The sequence below is a fragment of the Labrenzia sp. CP4 genome (genome assembly GCF_001579905.1).
GTDB lineage: Bacteria > Pseudomonadota > Alphaproteobacteria > Rhizobiales > Stappiaceae > Roseibium > Roseibium algicola.
Genome location: NZ_CP011927.1, coordinates 1129860 through 1148615 on the forward strand (window position 1 = coordinate 1129860; position 18756 = coordinate 1148615).

Genomic DNA, 18756 nt, shown 5'->3' on the forward strand with positions numbered 1-18756 from the left:
TTACGCCCGCTTTTTGTGTTGCCGGTTATTGAATCGGAGGCAGTGGTTCTGTCTCGATAAACACGGTGTCGCTGGTCACGACCTCGACGACGGTCGACTGGAAGACATCGTTCTCCGACGGTCCAAGGCGCAGGTCCCAGGTATTGAACTCAGGCATGAGGCGCGGGACCGGTGCCGGCCGTTCCTCGATGATCCCGAAATGCTGCGGCGCCAGCCGACCAATGTTGGCCAGCAGGAAGAAGTCCGCAATGCGGCTGTCATAGCGTGCCCGGACATGGTCGACCTTGCTGAGCAATAGTTCGCGCTCGCCGTCCAGAACATCGAGCAGGGACCGTTGACCGCTGTCGAATTCCACCTGCAGGCCCTTGATCGCACGCTGGTTGGCCTCAATCGCGCGCTTTACCGCCTTGACCTTCAGCCTTGAGGCAGCCCGCTGCTTCATCGCGCGGACAACGTTCTCGCGGATGATCTGTTGGGTGTCGTCCAGCTCGTATTCCTGTTGGGCTGCCGTGAAGTTTGCGCGTTTGACCGCGGCAATGTTGCGGCCACCGGTGAAGAAAGGGGCCGTGACGCGCACGCCAAAGCGGAAGTCTTCTTCGTCCTGATTGCCAAGGTTGCCCTGGTAACCGGTTTGCCATTCGCTTTCCAGCGAGACACGCGGCAGCATGTCGCCGACTGCGGCGCGTGCGGCGTAACGTGCGGCCCTTGCATCTGCCGTTGCGGCGCGGATGGACGGATTGTTCTGCAGCGCGACGTTGATCGCGTCATCCAGACCGGCGGGCTCGATTGTCTGCGGAATGCCAGGCCAGCCGAGCTTGCCCGGCTTTTGTCCGGTCAGGCGCTCATAGACAGCCTCGGAGGCTTCGAGGTCGCCGACCGCCTGGTCGGAATTCCCCTGCGCTTCACCGAGACGGGCAAGCGCCTGTTCGATATCGGTGCGCGTTGCGTCTCCCGACTTGTAACGGGCGCGGGCGGCGTTCACCTCCCGTTGCACCACGTTGGTGTAGGCCCGCAAGTGAGCGAGGATCGCCCGATCGCGAACAACGCGCAGATAGGCATCGGCTGTGTTGAACAGCAGCGTCTGTTCGGCGCCAATGAGCTGGTTGCGACCGGAATTCGCTTCCTCATGAGCCTGGTTCAGCCGATTGACACCCGCGAAACCCTGAAACACCGTCTGGGACATGGAGATGCCCAGCTCGTGGAAGAAGGACCTGTCGCTGTTGCCGCTGCGTTCGCTGCGGAAGGCGTTCTGTTCCCCCAGGTAGGTGCCGGTAACCGTCGGCAGAAACTCGGACCTGGCGGTCCAGACGTCCTGATTGGTCGCTTCGTAACGCGACCGTTCCGCCTTGAGGCCCGGGTTGATGGCGTAGGCCGACCCCATGGCTTCTTCAAGCGACTGGGCGGATACGGTTGCGCTGGCGAAGGAAAGGCTGATCAGTGACGCGCCTGCCAGCAGACCGGCAAGGCGGGTTTTCAATCCGAGCATCAGTTTGGCAGGGGCAGGGAAGGTCGTCATTGCAGCACCGTGATCGTTGTCTGCCCTTAAGGTAAAATTTTATAGTTAATCAAAAGTAAGTTGAGATTAGAGAATATGGCCAAGAATTTTCAGTAATTACCTAGGGTAATATTTGTTTGACGTCGCTTCTTTTAGGATATTGATATTAATATCAAGGTTTAATTTGATAATAATTTAAGTTGAATTCAGTGATAAGTCAGCTTCCCGTTCGGTCTAAGCTCGGGTGAAACTTTTTGATCTGCGAAGGCAGTAGATGTTTCCCGAACAGAAAGCCCTGCACCTGCAGGCATCCGGCTTGTTGCAGGAATTGCAGCTGTCGTTCCGTTTCGACACCTTCGGCGATTACTGGGATCTTGAAGCTATGGCCGAGCAGAACGGCAGAGCGCAGGATTGCCCGGGCATGGGGGTTGGTTTCGAGCGACTGGGTGAAGGCTCTGTCGACCTTGATCTTGTCGAAGGGAAAGGCTTGCAGCGTGTTGAGCGAGGAATAGCCCTTGCCGAAGTCGTCCATGGCAACGCGCACCCCCATTTTGCGCAGCGAGAGGATCGTCTCGTGAACCCGTTCGTGATCCTCGATCGGGGTGGATTCGGTGAGTTCTACTTCCAGGCGTTCTGCGGGCAGGCCTGTCTTCATCAGCACGGTGGAAACGAGACCGGCAAAATCGCAACGGGAGAACTGCAGCGGGGAAGCGTTGACCGACAGCGTTACCGGATTTTCCCAGCAGGCAGCTTCCTTGCAGGCAGCTTCGAGAACCCAATTGCCGATATCCAGGATGATGCCTGACCGTTCGGCAATCGGAATGAAGTCCTCCGGCGGAATCGGACCTTTTTCCGCGTGACGCCACCGGACCAGCGCTTCGTAGCCAATCAACTCGCCAGTCTTTGTCAGATTCTGTTTCTGGAAGACCAGGTTGAGCTGGTTTTCGAGCGTTGCATTACGCAAGTCAGCCGCCAGGCCCGCCTCCCAGCGATTGGTTTCCTCCATGCCCGTGACATAGGGCTGGATGAGGTTGCCGCCGATCGATTTTGCTTGCTTGGCAGCAAGGTTTGCCCTTTGCACCAGCTTGTTCAGGTCCTTGCCGTCGCGCGGAAACACGGCAAGGCCAATACTGGAGCGGATGGACAGGCGGTAGGAATTCCACTGAACAGGCCTTCGGGCAAGGGAGCGAACCAGACGGGCGAAGTCTACGGCGTCATCCAATGTGTCGAGCGACGGATTGATGACCAGAAATTCGTCACCGTAGAAGCGGGAGATGAAGACCCTGTCGCTCAGGTTGTTTTTCAGCGTATTGGCCAAAGTGCACAGGACAGTGTCGCCGACTTCGTAGCCGTGAAGGTCGTTGATGGCCTTGAACTGGTCGAGGCTGATCAGCACGACGGCGCATGTCTTGCCCTCCAGTTCGGCCTTTTCCAGAAGGTCTGCCGCAGCCTTCTGCACAAAATGCCGGTTTGGAAGTCGTGTCAGAGAATCCTGCAGCGACAGGTGTTTATAGGCTCGCCTGGCCGCGTTTTTCCTGTACCGGTCGAGCAGCGCACCAGTTGCAGCCACAAAGGTGCATAGACCGAAGATGACCAGCGACATCACCATCATGTGCCTTTCGGACATGAGCATGATTTCGCGCGGGAAACTGACTTCGCGAAGGGGCGTGGCCGGGGAATGCACCGGCATGTGTATCGAAACTGCCGACAGGAAAAGGAACAGCGTTGCACTTACAAATGCGCGTCTGGACTGCAGCTGCGGAACGAAACTCATTGCGATTGCCCCAAGGCACGTTCCGAACAGAAATGTCCAAAGTCCGAAGGCTTCGCTCGTATCAGGTAAACCGGCGATCTCCCTGGCCGTCGTCAGCGTCAGACCCATTCCTGCAATGGCAAGGCCAAAAAGGATGCCGCCAAGTTCCGGTGCGAGCCGGATGTTTCGCCGTACAGCAAGCGTATAACCTGAGAGGAGGCCGGCAAAGACGACAAGCAGGGCAAGCAGAGCCGTTTGAAGTCGGTACCCTGATTCCGCGGGAAGCTCTACCGAAGAAAAGGCGATGATCTGGGCCGCCCAGATTGCCGAGGCGCCGACGAGTGCAGACCAGATGAGCCAGATGACCCGTGCAGGGCTTGCATCGCGGTCAACCTTCGCAAGGAGCAGGAAGGAAAAGGCGCATCCGAAGAGACACGTTGCGATCGCAAGTGTCAAAAGAGCATGGTCATGCTCAAAAGACAAAACTGTTGCGACGCGTTCCATAAAAGCTCCCACCGACGGTTGATTTCATGAAAGCTTAAAAAGCATAACAAACTGTGTTTTTTCGGAGTATTTCAAGTATTGCTCATTGTTTAATCTGGTATTGTTGTAATTACGCATGAAGTATCCGGTCAATTGCTGGCTTTTATTGTCAGTATTGACCTGTTTTACAAGCGGCTTTGGGGCGCATAGGTGCCGCTTCCGGTTTGCCAGCGTGCAATTGGAGCGGAAGAGCTGCTTCTGAAGAGCGTGGCGAAACCCGCCCTTTGTCCGAGCCAGGCAAAATCGTAAACATCTGCCGCCAAAAGCACGGCATTTTCAGGCAGAGGCGCGTTCAGCAGGGTTGACTTGACGCTTCGGTAACTGGAGCATGTCCTTAAGTCACCGTAATTTTTGACAATATTTTTTCAGCCTCAAGAAAGCCCGAAATTCGTGCAAAATCCAGCAAATGAGCGGATCCGGAAGGTCGCGACTATGCCCGGGTGCCCTCAAGGCATGGGGATGGATAAAATTCTATCGATATAATTAGCAATACGGCATTGATTTGCTTCCAAAACAGGGCGGCCGCGCCGGAGGGCAATGCCTTCAGCGATGAGAAATGCCGCTCCGGCCTCGGGCGAGAGGTGCGGGACAATGCAAACTGTTTAAGACACGTCAGGAGAACGGGTGCATCCCGCAATGCCAACGAAAGCCAGATCCACTCGCGTCGACAACGCTTATGAACGCTTGAAAACCGAGATCCTGAACGGGCAATTGCCGCCCGGATTTCAGGCGCCGGAACCGGACATCGCGACACGTCTGGGCATGAGCCGGACGCCGGTTCGCGAAGCGCTTATCCGGCTGGAGGCTGACGGTCTGGTGGACCTCGTGCCTCGCCGGGGAGCAAAGGTTCTGCCGATTTCGCTGCAGGACATCTGCGAGATCTACCAGATCCTTTCGGCGCTTGAAGCCCTTGCCGCAGGCACCGCTTGCCGCAAGGCGGGCGACGAGGCGCTCGCGGAAATCGAAGAAGTGCTCAACGACGCCGATGATGCGCTGGAACGCCAGGACATCGAGGCCTGGGCCGTTCACGATGACAGGTTCCACAGGCTGATGGCCAAGGCGAGCGGGAATCTGCGTCTGGAAGCTGAAATCGAGGGGTTTCTCGATCAGGTCTACCGGGCCAACACCGTGTTGCTGCGCCTGAACAAGGCACCGGCCTCAAACGCTGCCGATCATCGCAAGATTGTGCAGGCGATCCGGGACGGCGACACCGACAGCGCCACGGAGACGGCGCGGTTACACCGTCTCAACGGAATGCTCAGGATGAAGGATCTGCTGCAGGATTGCGGGCTCAGCCACGTCTGATCATTTTGGCGCGGCGGGGGCGGGGCCGGTGGACTGTCCGATGATCAGTTCCGCGTCCAGATGCAGGGAAGCCGGTTTGCTGGCCGGGTTGGAAATCATGTTCAGGAGCAGCTCGGCAGCCTTTTCCCCGGCGTAGCGAACCGAGGAGCGGGTGCAGGTGAAAATCGGCACTTCTCCGCTGTTGGGCAGGAAAGACAGGGCATCGTCATGGGTGATGATGGACACGTCCCTGCCTGTCTTCAATCCGCACTGGCCGACAGCGCGGGCGACTCCGATCGCCGATATCATGGACGAAATCAGGAAGGCGGTCGGCGGATTGTCGTTCTTCAGCATCTCCATCGCATTGTCGCAGCCGTAGGGTTCGGTCATGTCCGCACTGCGCATCAAGGCCGGGTCCGGTGTCAGGCCCCGTGCTGCCAGCGCTTCCTCGAAGCCGCGCCGGCGCCGGTTGGCAAAGTCCATGTGTTCCAGACCGTTCAACAGTGCGATCCGGGTGTGGCCGAGGTCGAGCAGCAGGTTCGTCGCCCGCTCAAAGGCCCGCCGGTTGTTCATGTCGATCCACGATGTTTCTTCCTCGGCACCCGGGATGCGTCCGTGAACGACGAAGGGCAGATTGAGTTCTTTCAGAAGCCTGTGCCTGCGCTCGTCATTTGCGGGGCCGTGAATGATCACGCCGTCGGCCTTCTTGCGTGAAGCGATCTGCCTGTAGGCGTCTTCTTCCTTGGCATCGTCGACGACGGAAATGATCATGTCGTAGCCGTGGCGCGAATAGGTCTCCCCGGCACCGGCTATGAACTCCAGAAAGATCGGGTTCATCATCTCGTGAATTGAGCGCGGTATGACATGGCCGATGGCCATTGCGCGGCCGGTTGCAAGCCGCCGCGCCTGGCTGTTGGGCGCGTAGCCGAGTTTGTTAGCCATCTCGGTCACGCGTTTGCGCGTTTCTTCGCTGACTTCCGGATAGCCGTTGAGTGCGCGGCTAACCGTGGTCTGAGACAGGTTCAGCCGTTGCGACAGTTCTTTCAGGTTTACGCCATTGCTCATTCTGGCCCAAAACGCTTTGAAAGCGCCCTCCCAACAGGCTGTTATTGAAATGCAACATTAATTCGCGAGTTGTGCGCTTGACAAGGCCGAAGCCTGAAGACATGGTTAGGGCCAAATCCAAAGCGGTTTGGATAAAGGGTTCTGGTAGAATTGCCGACCTGGAAAAACGGGTAGGTATTGCTGCAAGGTGGCGAGGTATGCCACCTTGGGTGGAGTGTTCCAGCATAGGGACAATCTGGGAGGACAGATATGAAACTACGTTTGAAAGCCTGCACGGCAGGTCTGGCGCTTGCCATCGGGCTTGGCGCGGGCTCTGCATCCGCGGCTGACCTGAAATTCGCTCCGGGCGAAGGCCCGTTCAACTGGGACAGCTACAACGCATGGGCTGAGAGCGCGCCTGACCTGAAGGGGCAGACCGTGACGATCGCCGGCCCGTGGCTGCAGCCGGAAGACGGCTATTTCCGCAACGTGCTTGCCTATTTCACCGAAGCTACCGGCGCTGAAGTCATTTACACCGGTTCGGATTCCTTCGAACAGCAGATCGTGATTGATGCAGAAGCCGGCGCCGCTCCGAATATCGCTGTCTTCCCGCAGCCGGGCCTTGCCGCCGACATGGCTGCGCGCGGCCTGCTGAAGCCGCTACCGGAAGGCATGGCCGACTGGGTCGCCAACAACTACGGGGCCGGTGAAAGCTGGGTGAACCTCGGCACCTACAAGGATGCCGACGGCCAGGATCAGCTGTTCGGCTTCTTCTATAACGTCAACGTCAAGAGCCTTGTCTGGTACGTGCCGGAAAACTTCGAGGACGCCGGCTATGAAGTGCCGACGACCATGGAAGAGCTGAAGGCACTGACCGAGCAGATCGTTGCCGATGGCGAGACACCCTGGTGTATCGGTCTGGGTTCAGGTGCTGCCACGGGCTGGCCGGCAACCGACTGGGTCGAGGATCTGATGCTGCGTACGCAGCCGGCTGACGTCTACGACCAGTGGACCACCAACGAGATCCCCTTTGACGACGAGCGTGTCGTTGCCGCGATCGAGGAATTCGGCTGGTTCGCACGCGACGATGCTAAGGTAGCGGGCGGTGCGGGAGCCGTTGCTTCCACCGATTTCCGTGACAGCCCGAAGGGTCTCTTCTCCTCGCCGCCGCAGTGCTACCTGCACCGCCAGGCATCCTTCGTGCCGGCCTTCTTCCCGGACGGCGTCGAGTTCGGCACCGATGTCGACTTCTTCTACTTCCCGGCCTACCAGGAAAAGGATCTCGGCAACCCGGTTCTCGGTGGTGGCACGCTGATGGCGATCACCAATCCGTCCGATGCGACCAACGAACTGATGAAGTTCTTCGAACTGCCGCTCTCGCATGAAGTGATGATGGCCCAGACCGGCTTCCTCACGCCTCACAAGGGTGCCAACCCGGCAGCCTACAAGGACGACACGCTGCGCGGTCAGGGCGAGATCCTGGTCAATGCCAGCACCTTCCGTTTCGATGGCTCCGACCTGATGCCGGGTGCCGTTGGCGCGGGCACGTTCTGGACCGGAATGGTCGACTATACCGGCGGCAAGGATGCAAAAGCCGTCGCCGAGGAAATCCAGAAAAGCTGGGACGCCCTCAAATAATCCTTCAGGCGGCCAGTCTCCCCAGGGAGGCTGGCCGTTCTTCTGAGGGATCGGCGAAAACGTCCAAGAAACAAAGTTCCTAAACGCAGGAAGCCCCCGGTCTTCCGGGTGCCTCCCCATAATCAATAATGGGAGGGAACGGCCATGCTATCGGACAATCCGGCACTGTTAGGGCTCTTTACCATCGTCGTCGGCGTTGGAGCCTGCCTTGCCTATTTCTTCTTTTCGAATGTCTTTCTCGACAAGGTCCTGTTTCCGGCGCGCGGCCCCAATGCAGGGAAGAACATCAACCGGGCCAACATGATCCGGCCCTGGCTGTTCCTGTTCCCGGCCTTGTTCGCGCTGACGTTGTATCTTGCCTATCCGGTCTTCGAGACCTTGCGGCTGTCCCTGACTGACCGCTCCCAGGGAGGGGCTTTTGTCGGCCTTGCCAACTATCGCCAGATGATGAACGAGGCGAAGTTCTGGGAAGCGGTGCGCAACAACATGCTGTGGCTGATTGTCGTGCCGGCTGCCTCGACGGCTTTCGGGCTGCTGGTCGCCCAGCTCACGGACCGGATCAGGTGGGGCAACTTCGCCAAGTCGCTGATCTTCATGCCGATGGCAATTTCTTTCGTTGGCGCATCGGTCATCTTCAAGCTGATCTACGATACGCGCGCCGCCGATCAGAACCAGATCGGTGTTCTGAATGCGATCTGGCTGAAGTTTGACGGTGGCATCGGCTCCGTTGTCTTTCTTCAGCTTCTGCCGACCCTTCTCCTGCTGGCGTTCGCTGTTGTTGTTGCCTATGTGGCCTGGACCTTCGTGCGCGGCATTGTCGCTCGGGGGGAGGACAAGTCGATCTGGCTTCTGCCCCTGCGCCTTCTGGTCGCCGTTGGCGGGATCTGGCTGATCTGGATTTCGCTGAATTCCGCGCTCGGTGTCTGGATTGCCGAAGTGCCCTACGGCGAACCGCAGACCTGGCTGACCTTGCCGCTGTGGAACAACTTCTTCCTGATGGTGGTGCTGATCTGGATTCAGACCGGCTTTGCCATGGTGATCCTGTCCGCGGCCCTGCGCGGCATTCCGGAGGAAACCGTGGAAGCTGCGATCGTTGACGGTGCCAATCCGTTCCAGATCTTCTTCAAGATCAAGGTGCCGCAGATCATGGGGACCATCGTGGTGGTCTGGACGACGATCACGCTCACCGTGCTCAAGGTGTTCGACATCGTCTTCGCGATGACCAACGGCCAGTGGGAGACCCAGGTTCTGGCCAACTACATGTACGACAAGCTTTTCCGTGCCAACGATTGGGGAGTGGGGTCGGCGAGTGCCATCATCATCATGCTGCTCGTCACGCCGATCCTCGTCTGGAACGTTTACAACGCCCGGAAGGAGATGAAGTGATGGCCAGTATTGCTGGGAAAAAATCCGGCCTGACCTGGGCCGTTCAGATCTCCGTCGCAGCGCTCGTTCTGTTGTGGCTGTTCCCGACCGTCGGGCTGTTCGTCTCGTCCTTCAGGACCGCGGACCAGATCTCCAGTTCCGGCTGGTGGGCGGCGCTGTTTCCGGCGGAACAGAACGAGGTCTACCGGACTTCGGATCCGGACGAGACCCGTGTTGCCGACGGAGACCTTTTCACCGTGTCGGGCAACATCTTCGAAGGCGAGCCGCGCGAGATCCGCTCGTGGGGCGTCTCATCCAGAGACGTGTCTGCTTACCAGTCGGGCGAAACGGCGGATATGGGCGATGGCGAAAGCCTGACGCTCCAGGCCGACGGTTCCTATGTCTGGAAGGGCAATGACAAGCAGATCTCCGGGCGTGGCCAGCGTGTTTTCGTGACCGCGACCGTGCCGCCGGAATTCACACTGGAAAACTACCAGACCATCCTCTTTTCCGGCACCGGACAGGACAACATGGGCAAGGCGTTCTTCAACACGCTGACGGTCACCATTCCGGCGACGATCATCCCGATCGTCATAGCGGCTTTCGCAGCCTATGCCCTTGCCTGGATGGAATTTCCCGGCCGCGCCCTCTTGATCGCCGCCGTCGTGGCGCTGCTCGTCGTGCCGTTGCAACTGGCCCTCATTCCGCTGCTGCGGCTTCATCTCGCCGTCGGTATCGGCAAGGGATACATGGGGGTCTGGCTGGCCCATACGGCCTTCGGCATGCCGCTCGCGGTCTATCTGCTCAGGAATTACATGGTCGGATTGCCGCGGGACATCATCGAGAATGCCAAGGTGGACGGGGCGACGGATTTCCAGATCTTCACCCGCATCATCCTGCCGCTCAGCTTTCCGGCCCTGGCGTCCTTCGCCATCTTCCAGTTCCTGTGGACCTGGAACGATCTGCTGGTGGCCAAGGTGTTCCTGATCGATGCCACGGGCTCGACCACGGTGATGACCAACCAGATCGTCGAACTCCTGGGAACGCGCGGCGGCAACTGGGAAATTCTCGCGACGGCTGCCTTTGTGTCCATTGCCGTGCCGCTCTTCGTGTTCTTCGCGATGCAGCGCTACCTCGTACGCGGCCTGTTGGCCGGGTCGGTGAAATAACATGAACAAAATCAACAATCGGGAGCAGCCGGCATGACATCGTTGTCCTTGAAGAATGTCAGCAAGTCCTATGGATCGGTCGAAGTTCTGCGCAACATCAACATGGAGATCAACGCAGGCGAGCTGATCGTTTTCGTCGGTCCGTCCGGGTGCGGAAAGTCGACATTGCTGCGGATGATCGCAGGACTTGAAAAGATCACCGGCGGAACGCTGGAGATCGACGGTGTGGTCGTCAACGATGTGCCGCCGGCACAGCGCGGCATTGCCATGGTGTTCCAGTCCTATGCGCTTTATCCGCATATGACGGTCTACGACAACATGGCCTTCGCCCTGAAGCTGGCGGGCAAGTCGCGTGACGAAATTGACAAGGCTGTGCGGGCGGCTGCGGACAGACTGCAGCTAACTGCCTATCTCGACCGCCTGCCGAAAGCACTCTCCGGCGGTCAACGCCAGCGTGTTGCCATCGGCCGCTCGATCGTGCGGGATCCCAAGGTATTCCTGTTCGACGAACCGCTATCGAACCTTGATGCCGCCTTGCGTGTTGCCACCCGGATCGAGATCGCACAGCTGAAGGAGAGCATGCCGGAAAGCACCATGATCTACGTCACCCACGATCAGGTGGAAGCGATGACCCTCGCGACCAGAATTGTCGTGCTGCATGGTGGAGACGTGGAACAATTCGGTGCGCCGCTGGACCTTTACGAGCGTCCCGCAAACACGTTCGTTGCCCAGTTCATCGGCTCTCCGGCGATGAACCTCGTCGATGCCAAGGTGACGGCGACCGGCCAGATGACATCCGTCCAGATGTCCGATGGCGGTCATGCGGATGTACCGATTGCCTCGCTCGACAGCGACAAGGGTGCGCGCGTCAAGCTGGGCGTGCGTCCGGAAGATCTCAGCGTTACCGAAGGTGACGATTATCTGGTCGCGGCGAATGTCGAAATCGTGGAAGCCCTCGGCGAGACAACAGTGCTCTATTTTGCGCCGAGAGAAGGCCACGATGCTTTCATTGCCAAGATCCCGGGTATCTACAAGGTCGAAAAGGGCACGGAACTGCGCCTGACGGCCCCGCCGGAAAAGCTGCATCTGTTCGATGGCGAGGGGCGGTCGTTCCTTTACAGGTGACATTCCCGGCAGGGTTGGGTGTTTTTGGTAACGCTGTTGACCCCCACCCCTAACCCCTCCCCACAAGGGGGAGGGGGACTAATGCATTACCGCGCCACTATGTAGGTGCGCTGAAACCCACTATCCCTTTTCAGGTATTCGGGCAGACAAGTGAGATCTTTTCAATCCGCACGGACTGATCCCCCTCCCCCTTGTGGGGAGGGGTTAGGGGTGGGGTATTCATCGACTGAAGCTTGGGATACCAACCCCACTTAATCCCTGCCTCTAATCCCGGCAGATCTAATGCTGATGCCCTGCATGGCTGTGCCGGCTTGCATTGATGGATTCGACCTGGGCCAGCATCTCGATATGGCCGAAATCGAATTCGATCTCGATTTCGAATTCCTCTCCTTCCCGGAAAGGGCGGGTAAGGCCGCCGAGGCGCAGGGCCAGGGCGTTGGGAGCAAGGACGAGGGACTTGCCCGGTTGGATCGGAACGGGCGGCAGGGGATCGTAGCCGGTTTCACCGTCCTTCAGGGCAAAGCCGACCAGTTCGACCTTCGAGGCGATCTCGGTGTGACCGCCAACCAGCTTTACCTGCCGTCCGGAGGTGTTCTCGATGCTGACGAAAAGCAGCGCGGAGTTGGCCGAAGTCTCGCGGATCCAGGCGTGGACAGCACGCACGCCTTCAGACGTGCCTTCGTGGCTGTCTTCATCCTCATCGTGATGATGTTCGGCTTCGACATGCGTTTCGTGTGCTTCTGCATCGCCATGCCCTGTTTCGGAGGCAGTATGTGTGCCGGACGCCAAAGCAGAGTGAGGCAGGCAGAACAGCAGCGGCAACAGGACGGCAAGGGCGCGCATATCGGGAAGATCCTTCAGGCTTCAGGTCAGGCGCGCAAATCAGTAATGATATTACGTGACATTGCCATGAAGGCGGGCAAAAGCGCGAGCAGCACCGTCAGACTGACGAAACCGGCGATAAGGTGAAACTCCGGCCAGTCGAGCGTTGCCGTCACCAGAATGTCCGTTCGGGCGGTGACGATTGAGGAGATGGCATCGACCGCGATCCAGCCGACGCCCAGCCCGACGGCCGAGCCCAGGACAATCAGGGTGGCGGCATAGGACCAGACCACGGCAAAGACGAAGCGTCCCGGTGCCCCGAGAGCCCGCAGGAGTGCCAGACGCCTGGCGAACAGCCGGGCAAGGGCTATCAGCCCCGTCAGGACACCAGCGGTCACCAGCACCTGGGTCAGCACCGCCATCAGCGACATTATCTGGCGGATGTCCCCCATGAGTGCATGAAGTTGCGCAAGCACCGCGCCTGGGAAGAACGCCATGGTGTTGTCGCGGGTAAACTCGGACCGCAGGGCGTAATTCGCCCAGAGCTCATTGGCATGAACGAGTATCGCCGGTGTTCCCGGGAAATAATCGGCGTCAAACGGCGGGCCGATCTGTGTCTGTCGTTCCGGGCCATGGCCATTGGTCAGCCCGTGCACTTCCCAGACGCTTTCCACCGGAACGAGAATGGCCTTGTCCCACGGGCTGCCGGTGGGCGGCATCCTGCCGACGATGGTGAGCGCATGGCCGGCGTGGGCATCTTCTTCCGCGCTGTCACCAATGCCGTGCGCGGGTTCGAATGTCTCTCCAAGCTTCAGGTCGACCCGCGAGCCGGCAACCGCTTCCCCGCTGCCGGCAAAGAGCCTGCCTTCGGCAAGGTTCCCTGCCAGATGCGTGACGAACTGAGGCGTGGTGCCGACAACGGGTGACGACAGGTAGCTGTCGCCGAAGGCTATCGGGGCGGCAAGGTCGACGTCGTCATGGAGGGCAATCTCGTTGTAGATCTCGCCTCCCAGAAGCGGCACGTCGCTTGGCTGCAGATAGACGGCGGCAAACATCATGGTGATTTCGCTGCCTGGGGCTGCGACGATCAGATCGAACTTTTCCGCTGCCCGTGCCGTTCCCTTTCTGAGGCCGCGTTCCTGGGCTATCAGGCCAACGCCGATACCGATGGAAATGGCGATCAGGAAAACGAAGGTCAGATTGGTCCAGCGGAAGCGCCAGAGCAGTGCTCCGACCAGCGCCTGTGGCCGGAAGCCCCAGATCACGATCAGGCCGGTTATCACGGCGGGTAACAGCAGCAGCACGAGCCACAGCGTGTCCTGGGCAAGCGGCGAAAGGTCCTGCCAGCGGTCTGCGAAAAAGTCAGGCACCGGCCGCCTCCGTCTGCAGGTGGCCGTCCGTGACTTCGACGACCCTATCCATCCGGTCCAGCAGATGCTGGTCGTGGCTGACGGCGATCAGCGTCTTGTTCCGCGCGCGGGTCAGGCTGATCAGGTCTTCGATCAGGGCATCGGCGGTCTTGCGGTCGAGGCTTGCCGTCGGTTCGTCCGCGAGAATGATCTCGGGATCGTGGGCCAGAGCGCGGGCAATCGCAGTGCGTTGGCGCTCGCCGCCGGAAAAACTGTCTACGGTCCGCGCCTCTGCCGGCACCTTGAGGCTCTTGAGAAAATCCCGTGCGGTGTCGGTGATCGACCGGCGCTTCACTGCCGGGTTGAACGCCGTTGCAAGGGAGGCGTTGCCAAGGGCGCTCAGTTCCTCAAACAACAGGAAGTCCTGGAAGATCAGCCCGACATGGCTGCGGCGGAACGCGGCGCGGGCGGCGTCGTTCAGCTGCACCAGATCGGTTGCACCCCAGCGGATATGACCTGTCATGGCTGGATGCAGTCCGGCGAGCGCGTAGAGAAAGGTCGATTTCCCGGCACCTGACGGGCCACGCAGGCCGATGGTTGCGCCTGGTGTTGCATTAAAGTGATCGCAGGACAGCAGCACCCGGCCACCGGGTGTCCCGACGCGGAGATCGTCGACTTGAAGAGCAAGATTCATGAGAAGCTGTCAGCTGCGTTCATAGACAGCATCGACAAGTCTTGCCCGGCTGACGAACCCGGTCTCGGGATCCTTGAAGGTTCCCAGTTCGAGAACACCCCTTGTCACGATCTTGCTGTTGAAGGCGACCACGTCGACAATGCGCTTGGTGTAGATGGCGAGAATGTCCCGCGGCCATTCCGCCTCGGTTTCACAGAACGGGCAAACTGCCATCGGAATCTTGGTGAGCACGAAGAACTGGCTGTCGGCCTTCAGGGGTGGGGCCATGTAGCCACCGACCGATACCCTGGAGCCTTCCAGTGAATGGGCGAGGTCGGAAAAGCTCCGGTCCTTGTTGTAAAGCGTGCGCAGCTTGAGGGCGGCATCTGCCGCACAGGCGGTGTCCGGCAGCAGATTCCCGGCAAACGGAGCGAGGCCGAGCCCGACAATAAGCTGTCTGCGGTTCATGACATCCCTGGTTCTGGCCAATTCATGCTCCTAACTTATCCGGCTAATATGACAAACAGGCAAAGGCCTGCCGGGCGGCAGGCCTTCAGGATCCCTGGCCGGTATTCGGCCGGGGATCCCGCTGAGCGCGTTTTGAACGCTGACTGAAGGCTTATTGGGCGTTCACAGCGTGGTTCATGACGTGGAAGATCACGTTCTGCTCGATGGTGCCATCGACCAGATGTGCCCACGGGCCCTTTGCGTAGACCGCAACATCTTCACCCGAATGGGTTTCGGAGGACTTGGGGATCAGCGCCTGCTGGACGTAGTCCAGATCGGTGGCGGTTTCCTGGTCCAGGTCCGGGCGCGAGCCGGTGTAGTCGTTTTCGCCTTCGCCCTTCTTCAGAACCGAACCGGTGCCGTTCAGGTAACCGATCACGGTGTACGGCTTGCCGTCGTCCGCGGTCAGAACCTTGTCGGAATGCTTGATGCCCACCTGGGCAACGTCGTAGCAAAGGCCGAGGATGGCCGAACCGCGGCCGCAATAGCCGTTGAAGGCGATGGCATGTTCGTGGTCGGCCGTGACGATGATGAGCGTGTCTTCATCGTTGGTCAGTTCGTCAGCCATGGCAACGGCTTCTGCAAAGGCAACACCATCGCGCATGGCGCGGGCCGCATTGCCGTCATGGTTGGCGTGGTCGACGCGGCCGGCTTCGATTTCCAGGTAGTAGCCGCCTTCGTTCTTGGACAGATATTCGATGGCTGCCTTGGTCATGTCGGCCAGGGACGGCTCGTCATTGTCGGCGCGGTCGGCCTCATATTCCATGTGGCTGTTGTTGAACAGGGCCAGTACGGGGCTGGAGCCGTCAAGCTTCAGCGACTGGAAACCGGCGGTGTCGGATGCGAACTGTGCACCCAGTCCGGTTGCACGCTCAACCAGGTCGACATTGTCTTCGCGGCGGCCCTTCAGCCCACCCATTTCCTTGTCCTTCGGCAGGAAGTAACGGCCACCGCCGCCCATTGCGAAATCGACGGTGCCGGCTTCCATGGCGTCGATCAGCTGGGTCGCGATGTCCTTCTGTGCGGTGCAGCCTTCCGGCACCGCGTCTTCCCAGTTGCGGTTCGCGGTCTTGGCGTAGACGGCAGCCGGAGTTGCGTGGGTCAGGCGGGCGGTGGAAACCACGCCGACGGACTTGCCGGCTTCGGTCATCATTTCGGAGAACAGGGCAAGCTGGTTGCCTTCAACGGTGGAGCAATCGTCATGGATGGCTTCTTCACCGAGGTTGATCAGGTTGAAGCGCTGCTTCACGCCCGTGTTCATCGAACCGGCGGTCGGAGCGGAGTCCGGCGTCTGGGCGTTGATGTTGTAGGTCTTGACCAGGGCGCTGTAGAACTCCGGAGTTTCGTACGGGAGAACGTTTTCCTCGCCCAGCATGCCTTTCTGCTGACCGTCGAAAAGGCGGGTGGCGTAGTTGGTGCCGACACCGTTGCCGTCTGCGATCAGCAGGATCACGTTCTTGGCGCGGTTGGTGTTCGGCTGACGGTCCAAAATGGCCTGAATGGCGGCTTCGCCATCCTTGTACCACTGGCTGGAGGCTTGCGGCAGGGCGTCCTGAGCAAAGGCAACAGAGCCGGTAAGGGCCAGCGCCAGCGAAGTGCAAACGATCGTTTTCATGATATCTCCCGGAGGTGAGGGTGCATCCCGGGAGCTACTTAAAAACGCTGCATGACATCTGATTGACAGTTGGATGACGAAACAGATTTGTTATTTTATTACATAACCTCGGCGATTGAATTCAACTCTTCTACTTTTGCGCCGTCTTGTGTCTTCTTCGGTAGCGTCTTGTCATCGAACCGCAGGTTGGTCCCTGGCCGGGTGATCGGCCTGGCAGCCACGCGAAAAGCCCGGGCAATTACAGATAGAAAAATGGAGTCCTGAAATCTGAGGACGCTGTCGCGTCCTGTGTTCCTGGGCTGCCTGCTATCCCCTATTGTCACATCATTTTCATATGAGCGTCGAATAAGGTTCATATGAAAATGTTTTAACGGGCTTCGAAGTCAGGCTTTTTCGAGTCAACATGATGCCTTTGGAGCAACTGGCCTTCTGCATCAGCAGGAGGAGAGGGGACGATGGCGGATCAGAAGAACATGCTTGGGCAAATAGACATTTCAAAGCGTCAGGCCGAAATCGCGGATCTGGTACAAAAGGCAGGGTTTGCGTCCGTCGAGGAACTGGCGGACCGGTTCGAGGTGACCACGCAGACAATTCGCAGGGACGTCAACGGTCTTTGCGAACTGGGGATCCTGCGCCGGACCCACGGCGGCGTCGAGCCTCCTGCGCCGGCGTCCAACATCCATTATTCCACCCGGCAGATCCTCAATCTTCCGGAAAAGCAGCTGATTGCGAAACTGGTGGCCGGCCATGTCGGCAACAACCAGTCGATCGCGTTTTCCATCGGCACCACCCCGGAGATCGTGATGCAGGCCCTGGTTGGGCATGAGAAACTGGCGGTTTTCACGAACAATCTGAACGTGGCCTTCACGGCTTCGGTCAATCCGTCGTTTCAGGTGACCATCACCGGCGGGCGGTTGCGCCATGGCGACCGCGACGTGCTGGGGTCCGCAGCGCAGGCGTTCTTCTCCAACTACAAGGTCGATATCGGCATTTTTGGTGTCGCAGGTGTCGATGAAGACGGCACGCTGCTGGATTTCCATGAGGACGAAGTGGCGGCCCGCCAGTCGATACTCGCCAATTGCCGCCGGTCCTATCTGGTCCTCGATCACAGCAAGTTCGGCCGGAACGCCCATGTGCGCGGCGGTCAACTCAGCGATGTCGATGCGATCTTCACCGATTGCCCGGTGCCGGATGTTTTCCTGGCATCGCTGGAAGGCACGAAAACGGAAGTGTTCGTGGCCGACGACGGAGATGAGGCGTGACATCAGATCCGCATATCCCGGGTGCGAAACTCTCTGGCGCCGGCAAGCCGATCGTCCTTGAAACGGTGTCGCGTACCTGGGGTGAGACGGTGGCCGTCGATGGCCTGTCGATCGATATTCCGGCAGGCTCCTTCACGGCACTTCTGGGTCCGTCCGGCTGTGGCAAGTCAACGACATTGCGCATGATTGCGGGCCTCGAGAATGTCAGCAGCGGACGCATCCTGATCGGCGGAGAGGATGTCACCGGCCGTCCGTCGGCCAAGCGTGACCTTGCCATGGTGTTCCAGTCCTATGCGCTGTTTCCGCATCTGAATGTCGGTGAGAACATCATTTTCGGCCTCAAGGTCCGCCGGGTCGGCAGGGCCGAGCGGAACCGGCGTCTTGCACGGGTTGCCGATCTGCTGGGCCTTGGCCAGTTGCTGGAGCGCAAGCCGGGTCAGCTTTCGGGCGGTCAGCAGCAGCGTGTCGCCCTTGGGCGGGCAATCATCGGGGAAAAGCCGATTTGCCTGATGGACGAGCCGCTGTCCAATCTAGATGCCAAGCTGCGCCATGAAATGCGTGTGGAGATCCGCGCGCTGCAGCAGCAGCTCGGCTTCACGATGGTCTATGTCACGCATGATCAGGTCGAGGCCATCACCATGGCCGATCAGGTGGTGCTTTTGAACGGTGGCCGGCTGGAGCAGGTGGCGAGCCCGCGGGATCTTTACGAAAAACCGGCAACGCCCTTTGCCGCCCGTTTCATCGGCACCCCGCCAATGAACCTCTTTCCGGCCAATGCCTTCAGGAAGCTGTGCACCGCGCCGGACTTCAAGCTCGGCCTGCGCCCGGAGGCAATGCATCTGGAAGACGGCGGCCCGGTCAACGCGTCTGTTCGTGCCGTCGAGTATCTGGGGGCGGATGTGCTGGCCGATTGCGAAGTTGCCGGCACCGGTTTTCAGGTGCGCCTTCCGGCCAGCCGGGCCTTCACGCCCGGCCAATCCGTGCAGCTCGGCTTTTCGCCGGACGATCTTCATGTTTTCGACGCCGATACCGGCCGCCGCCGGGACGATCTCATTTCCGAGTTCGGAGCCTTGTTGCGCTCCTGACCTGCTGCGCACGCCCGCGTAGACCGA

The 18756-nt window shown here is 59.4% G+C and carries 15 protein-coding genes; 7 read left to right on the top strand and 8 right to left on the bottom strand.

Annotated elements, in window-relative coordinates; all coding sequences use genetic code 11:
- Positions 1 to 25 precede the first annotated feature (25 nt).
- Positions 26 to 1516 (bottom strand): TolC family outer membrane protein, encoded by a 1491-nt coding sequence (locus ACP90_RS05275; RefSeq protein ID WP_208993460.1) that lies wholly within the window; start codon positions 1514 to 1516, stop codon positions 26 to 28.
- A gap of 196 nt (positions 1517 to 1712) precedes the next feature.
- On the bottom strand, positions 1713 to 3752 hold the full coding sequence (locus ACP90_RS05280; RefSeq protein WP_062487141.1) for an EAL domain-containing protein: 2040 nt from the start codon (positions 3750 to 3752) through the stop codon (positions 1713 to 1715).
- Between the two features lie 675 nt (positions 3753 to 4427).
- Between ACP90_RS05280 and ACP90_RS05285 the strand changes: the two genes are divergently transcribed.
- The gene (locus ACP90_RS05285; protein WP_062487143.1) at positions 4428 to 5096 is read left to right on the top strand and encodes a GntR family transcriptional regulator; all 669 of its coding nucleotides are present in this window, start codon (positions 4428 to 4430) and stop codon (positions 5094 to 5096) included.
- Here ACP90_RS05285 and ACP90_RS05290 read toward each other — a convergent pair whose 3' ends face one another.
- Positions 5097 to 6140: a substrate-binding domain-containing protein gene (locus ACP90_RS05290; RefSeq protein ID WP_062487145.1), complete on the bottom strand. Its 1044-nt coding sequence runs from the start codon at positions 6138 to 6140 to the stop codon at positions 5097 to 5099.
- 249 nt (positions 6141 to 6389) lie between these two features.
- Between ACP90_RS05290 and ACP90_RS05295 the strand changes: the two genes are divergently transcribed.
- The 4 genes from ACP90_RS05295 to ugpC all read left to right on the top strand — a co-directional run bounded on the left by ACP90_RS05295 (position 6390) and on the right by ugpC (position 11416).
- A complete protein-coding gene (locus tag ACP90_RS05295) occupies positions 6390 to 7757 on the top strand; it encodes an ABC transporter substrate-binding protein (protein WP_062487147.1) in 1368 nt (455 codons plus the stop codon).
- A gap of 144 nt (positions 7758 to 7901) precedes the next feature.
- The gene (locus tag ACP90_RS05300) at positions 7902 to 9143 is read left to right on the top strand and encodes a sugar ABC transporter permease (protein WP_055656417.1); all 1242 of its coding nucleotides are present in this window, start codon (positions 7902 to 7904) and stop codon (positions 9141 to 9143) included.
- A complete protein-coding gene (locus tag ACP90_RS05305) occupies positions 9143 to 10291 on the top strand; it encodes a carbohydrate ABC transporter permease (protein ID WP_062487149.1) in 1149 nt (382 codons plus the stop codon). The genes ACP90_RS05300 and ACP90_RS05305 overlap by 1 nt, the downstream gene beginning before the upstream one ends.
- A gap of 33 nt (positions 10292 to 10324) precedes the next feature.
- Complete coding sequence (gene ugpC / locus ACP90_RS05310) at positions 10325 to 11416, top strand: sn-glycerol-3-phosphate ABC transporter ATP-binding protein UgpC (RefSeq protein ID WP_023001182.1); 1092 nt, start codon at positions 10325 to 10327, stop codon at positions 11414 to 11416.
- Between the two features lie 279 nt (positions 11417 to 11695).
- On the opposite strand, the gene ACP90_RS05315 is transcribed toward ugpC, so the two are convergent.
- The 5 genes from ACP90_RS05315 to ACP90_RS05335 form a co-directional block, all read right to left on the bottom strand.
- The gene (locus ACP90_RS05315) at positions 11696 to 12259 is read right to left on the bottom strand and encodes a copper chaperone PCu(A)C (protein ID WP_062487150.1); all 564 of its coding nucleotides are present in this window, start codon (positions 12257 to 12259) and stop codon (positions 11696 to 11698) included.
- Between the two features lie 26 nt (positions 12260 to 12285).
- Positions 12286 to 13608, bottom strand: coding sequence for an FtsX-like permease family protein (locus tag ACP90_RS05320; protein WP_062487152.1), 1323 nt, complete (start codon positions 13606 to 13608; stop codon positions 12286 to 12288).
- The gene (locus ACP90_RS05325; RefSeq protein ID WP_062487154.1) at positions 13601 to 14281 is read right to left on the bottom strand and encodes an ATP-binding cassette domain-containing protein; all 681 of its coding nucleotides are present in this window, start codon (positions 14279 to 14281) and stop codon (positions 13601 to 13603) included. Before ACP90_RS05325 ends, ACP90_RS05320 begins: the two co-directional genes overlap by 8 nt.
- A gap of 9 nt (positions 14282 to 14290) precedes the next feature.
- Entirely contained in the window at positions 14291 to 14749 is a 459-nt protein-coding gene (locus tag ACP90_RS05330) for a hypothetical protein (RefSeq protein WP_208993461.1), read from the bottom strand.
- A 130-nt stretch (positions 14750 to 14879) separates the two neighbouring features.
- The gene (locus tag ACP90_RS05335) at positions 14880 to 16382 is read right to left on the bottom strand and encodes an alkaline phosphatase (RefSeq protein WP_023001187.1); all 1503 of its coding nucleotides are present in this window, start codon (positions 16380 to 16382) and stop codon (positions 14880 to 14882) included.
- A 455-nt stretch (positions 16383 to 16837) separates the two neighbouring features.
- Between ACP90_RS05335 and ACP90_RS05345 the strand changes: the two genes are divergently transcribed.
- The gene (locus ACP90_RS05345; RefSeq protein ID WP_023001188.1) at positions 16838 to 17644 is read left to right on the top strand and encodes a DeoR/GlpR family DNA-binding transcription regulator; all 807 of its coding nucleotides are present in this window, start codon (positions 16838 to 16840) and stop codon (positions 17642 to 17644) included.
- The gene (locus ACP90_RS05350) at positions 17641 to 18729 is read left to right on the top strand and encodes an ABC transporter ATP-binding protein (RefSeq protein ID WP_082809668.1); all 1089 of its coding nucleotides are present in this window, start codon (positions 17641 to 17643) and stop codon (positions 18727 to 18729) included. Before ACP90_RS05345 ends, ACP90_RS05350 begins: the two co-directional genes overlap by 4 nt.
- The last annotated feature ends 27 nt before the right edge of the window (positions 18730 to 18756 follow it).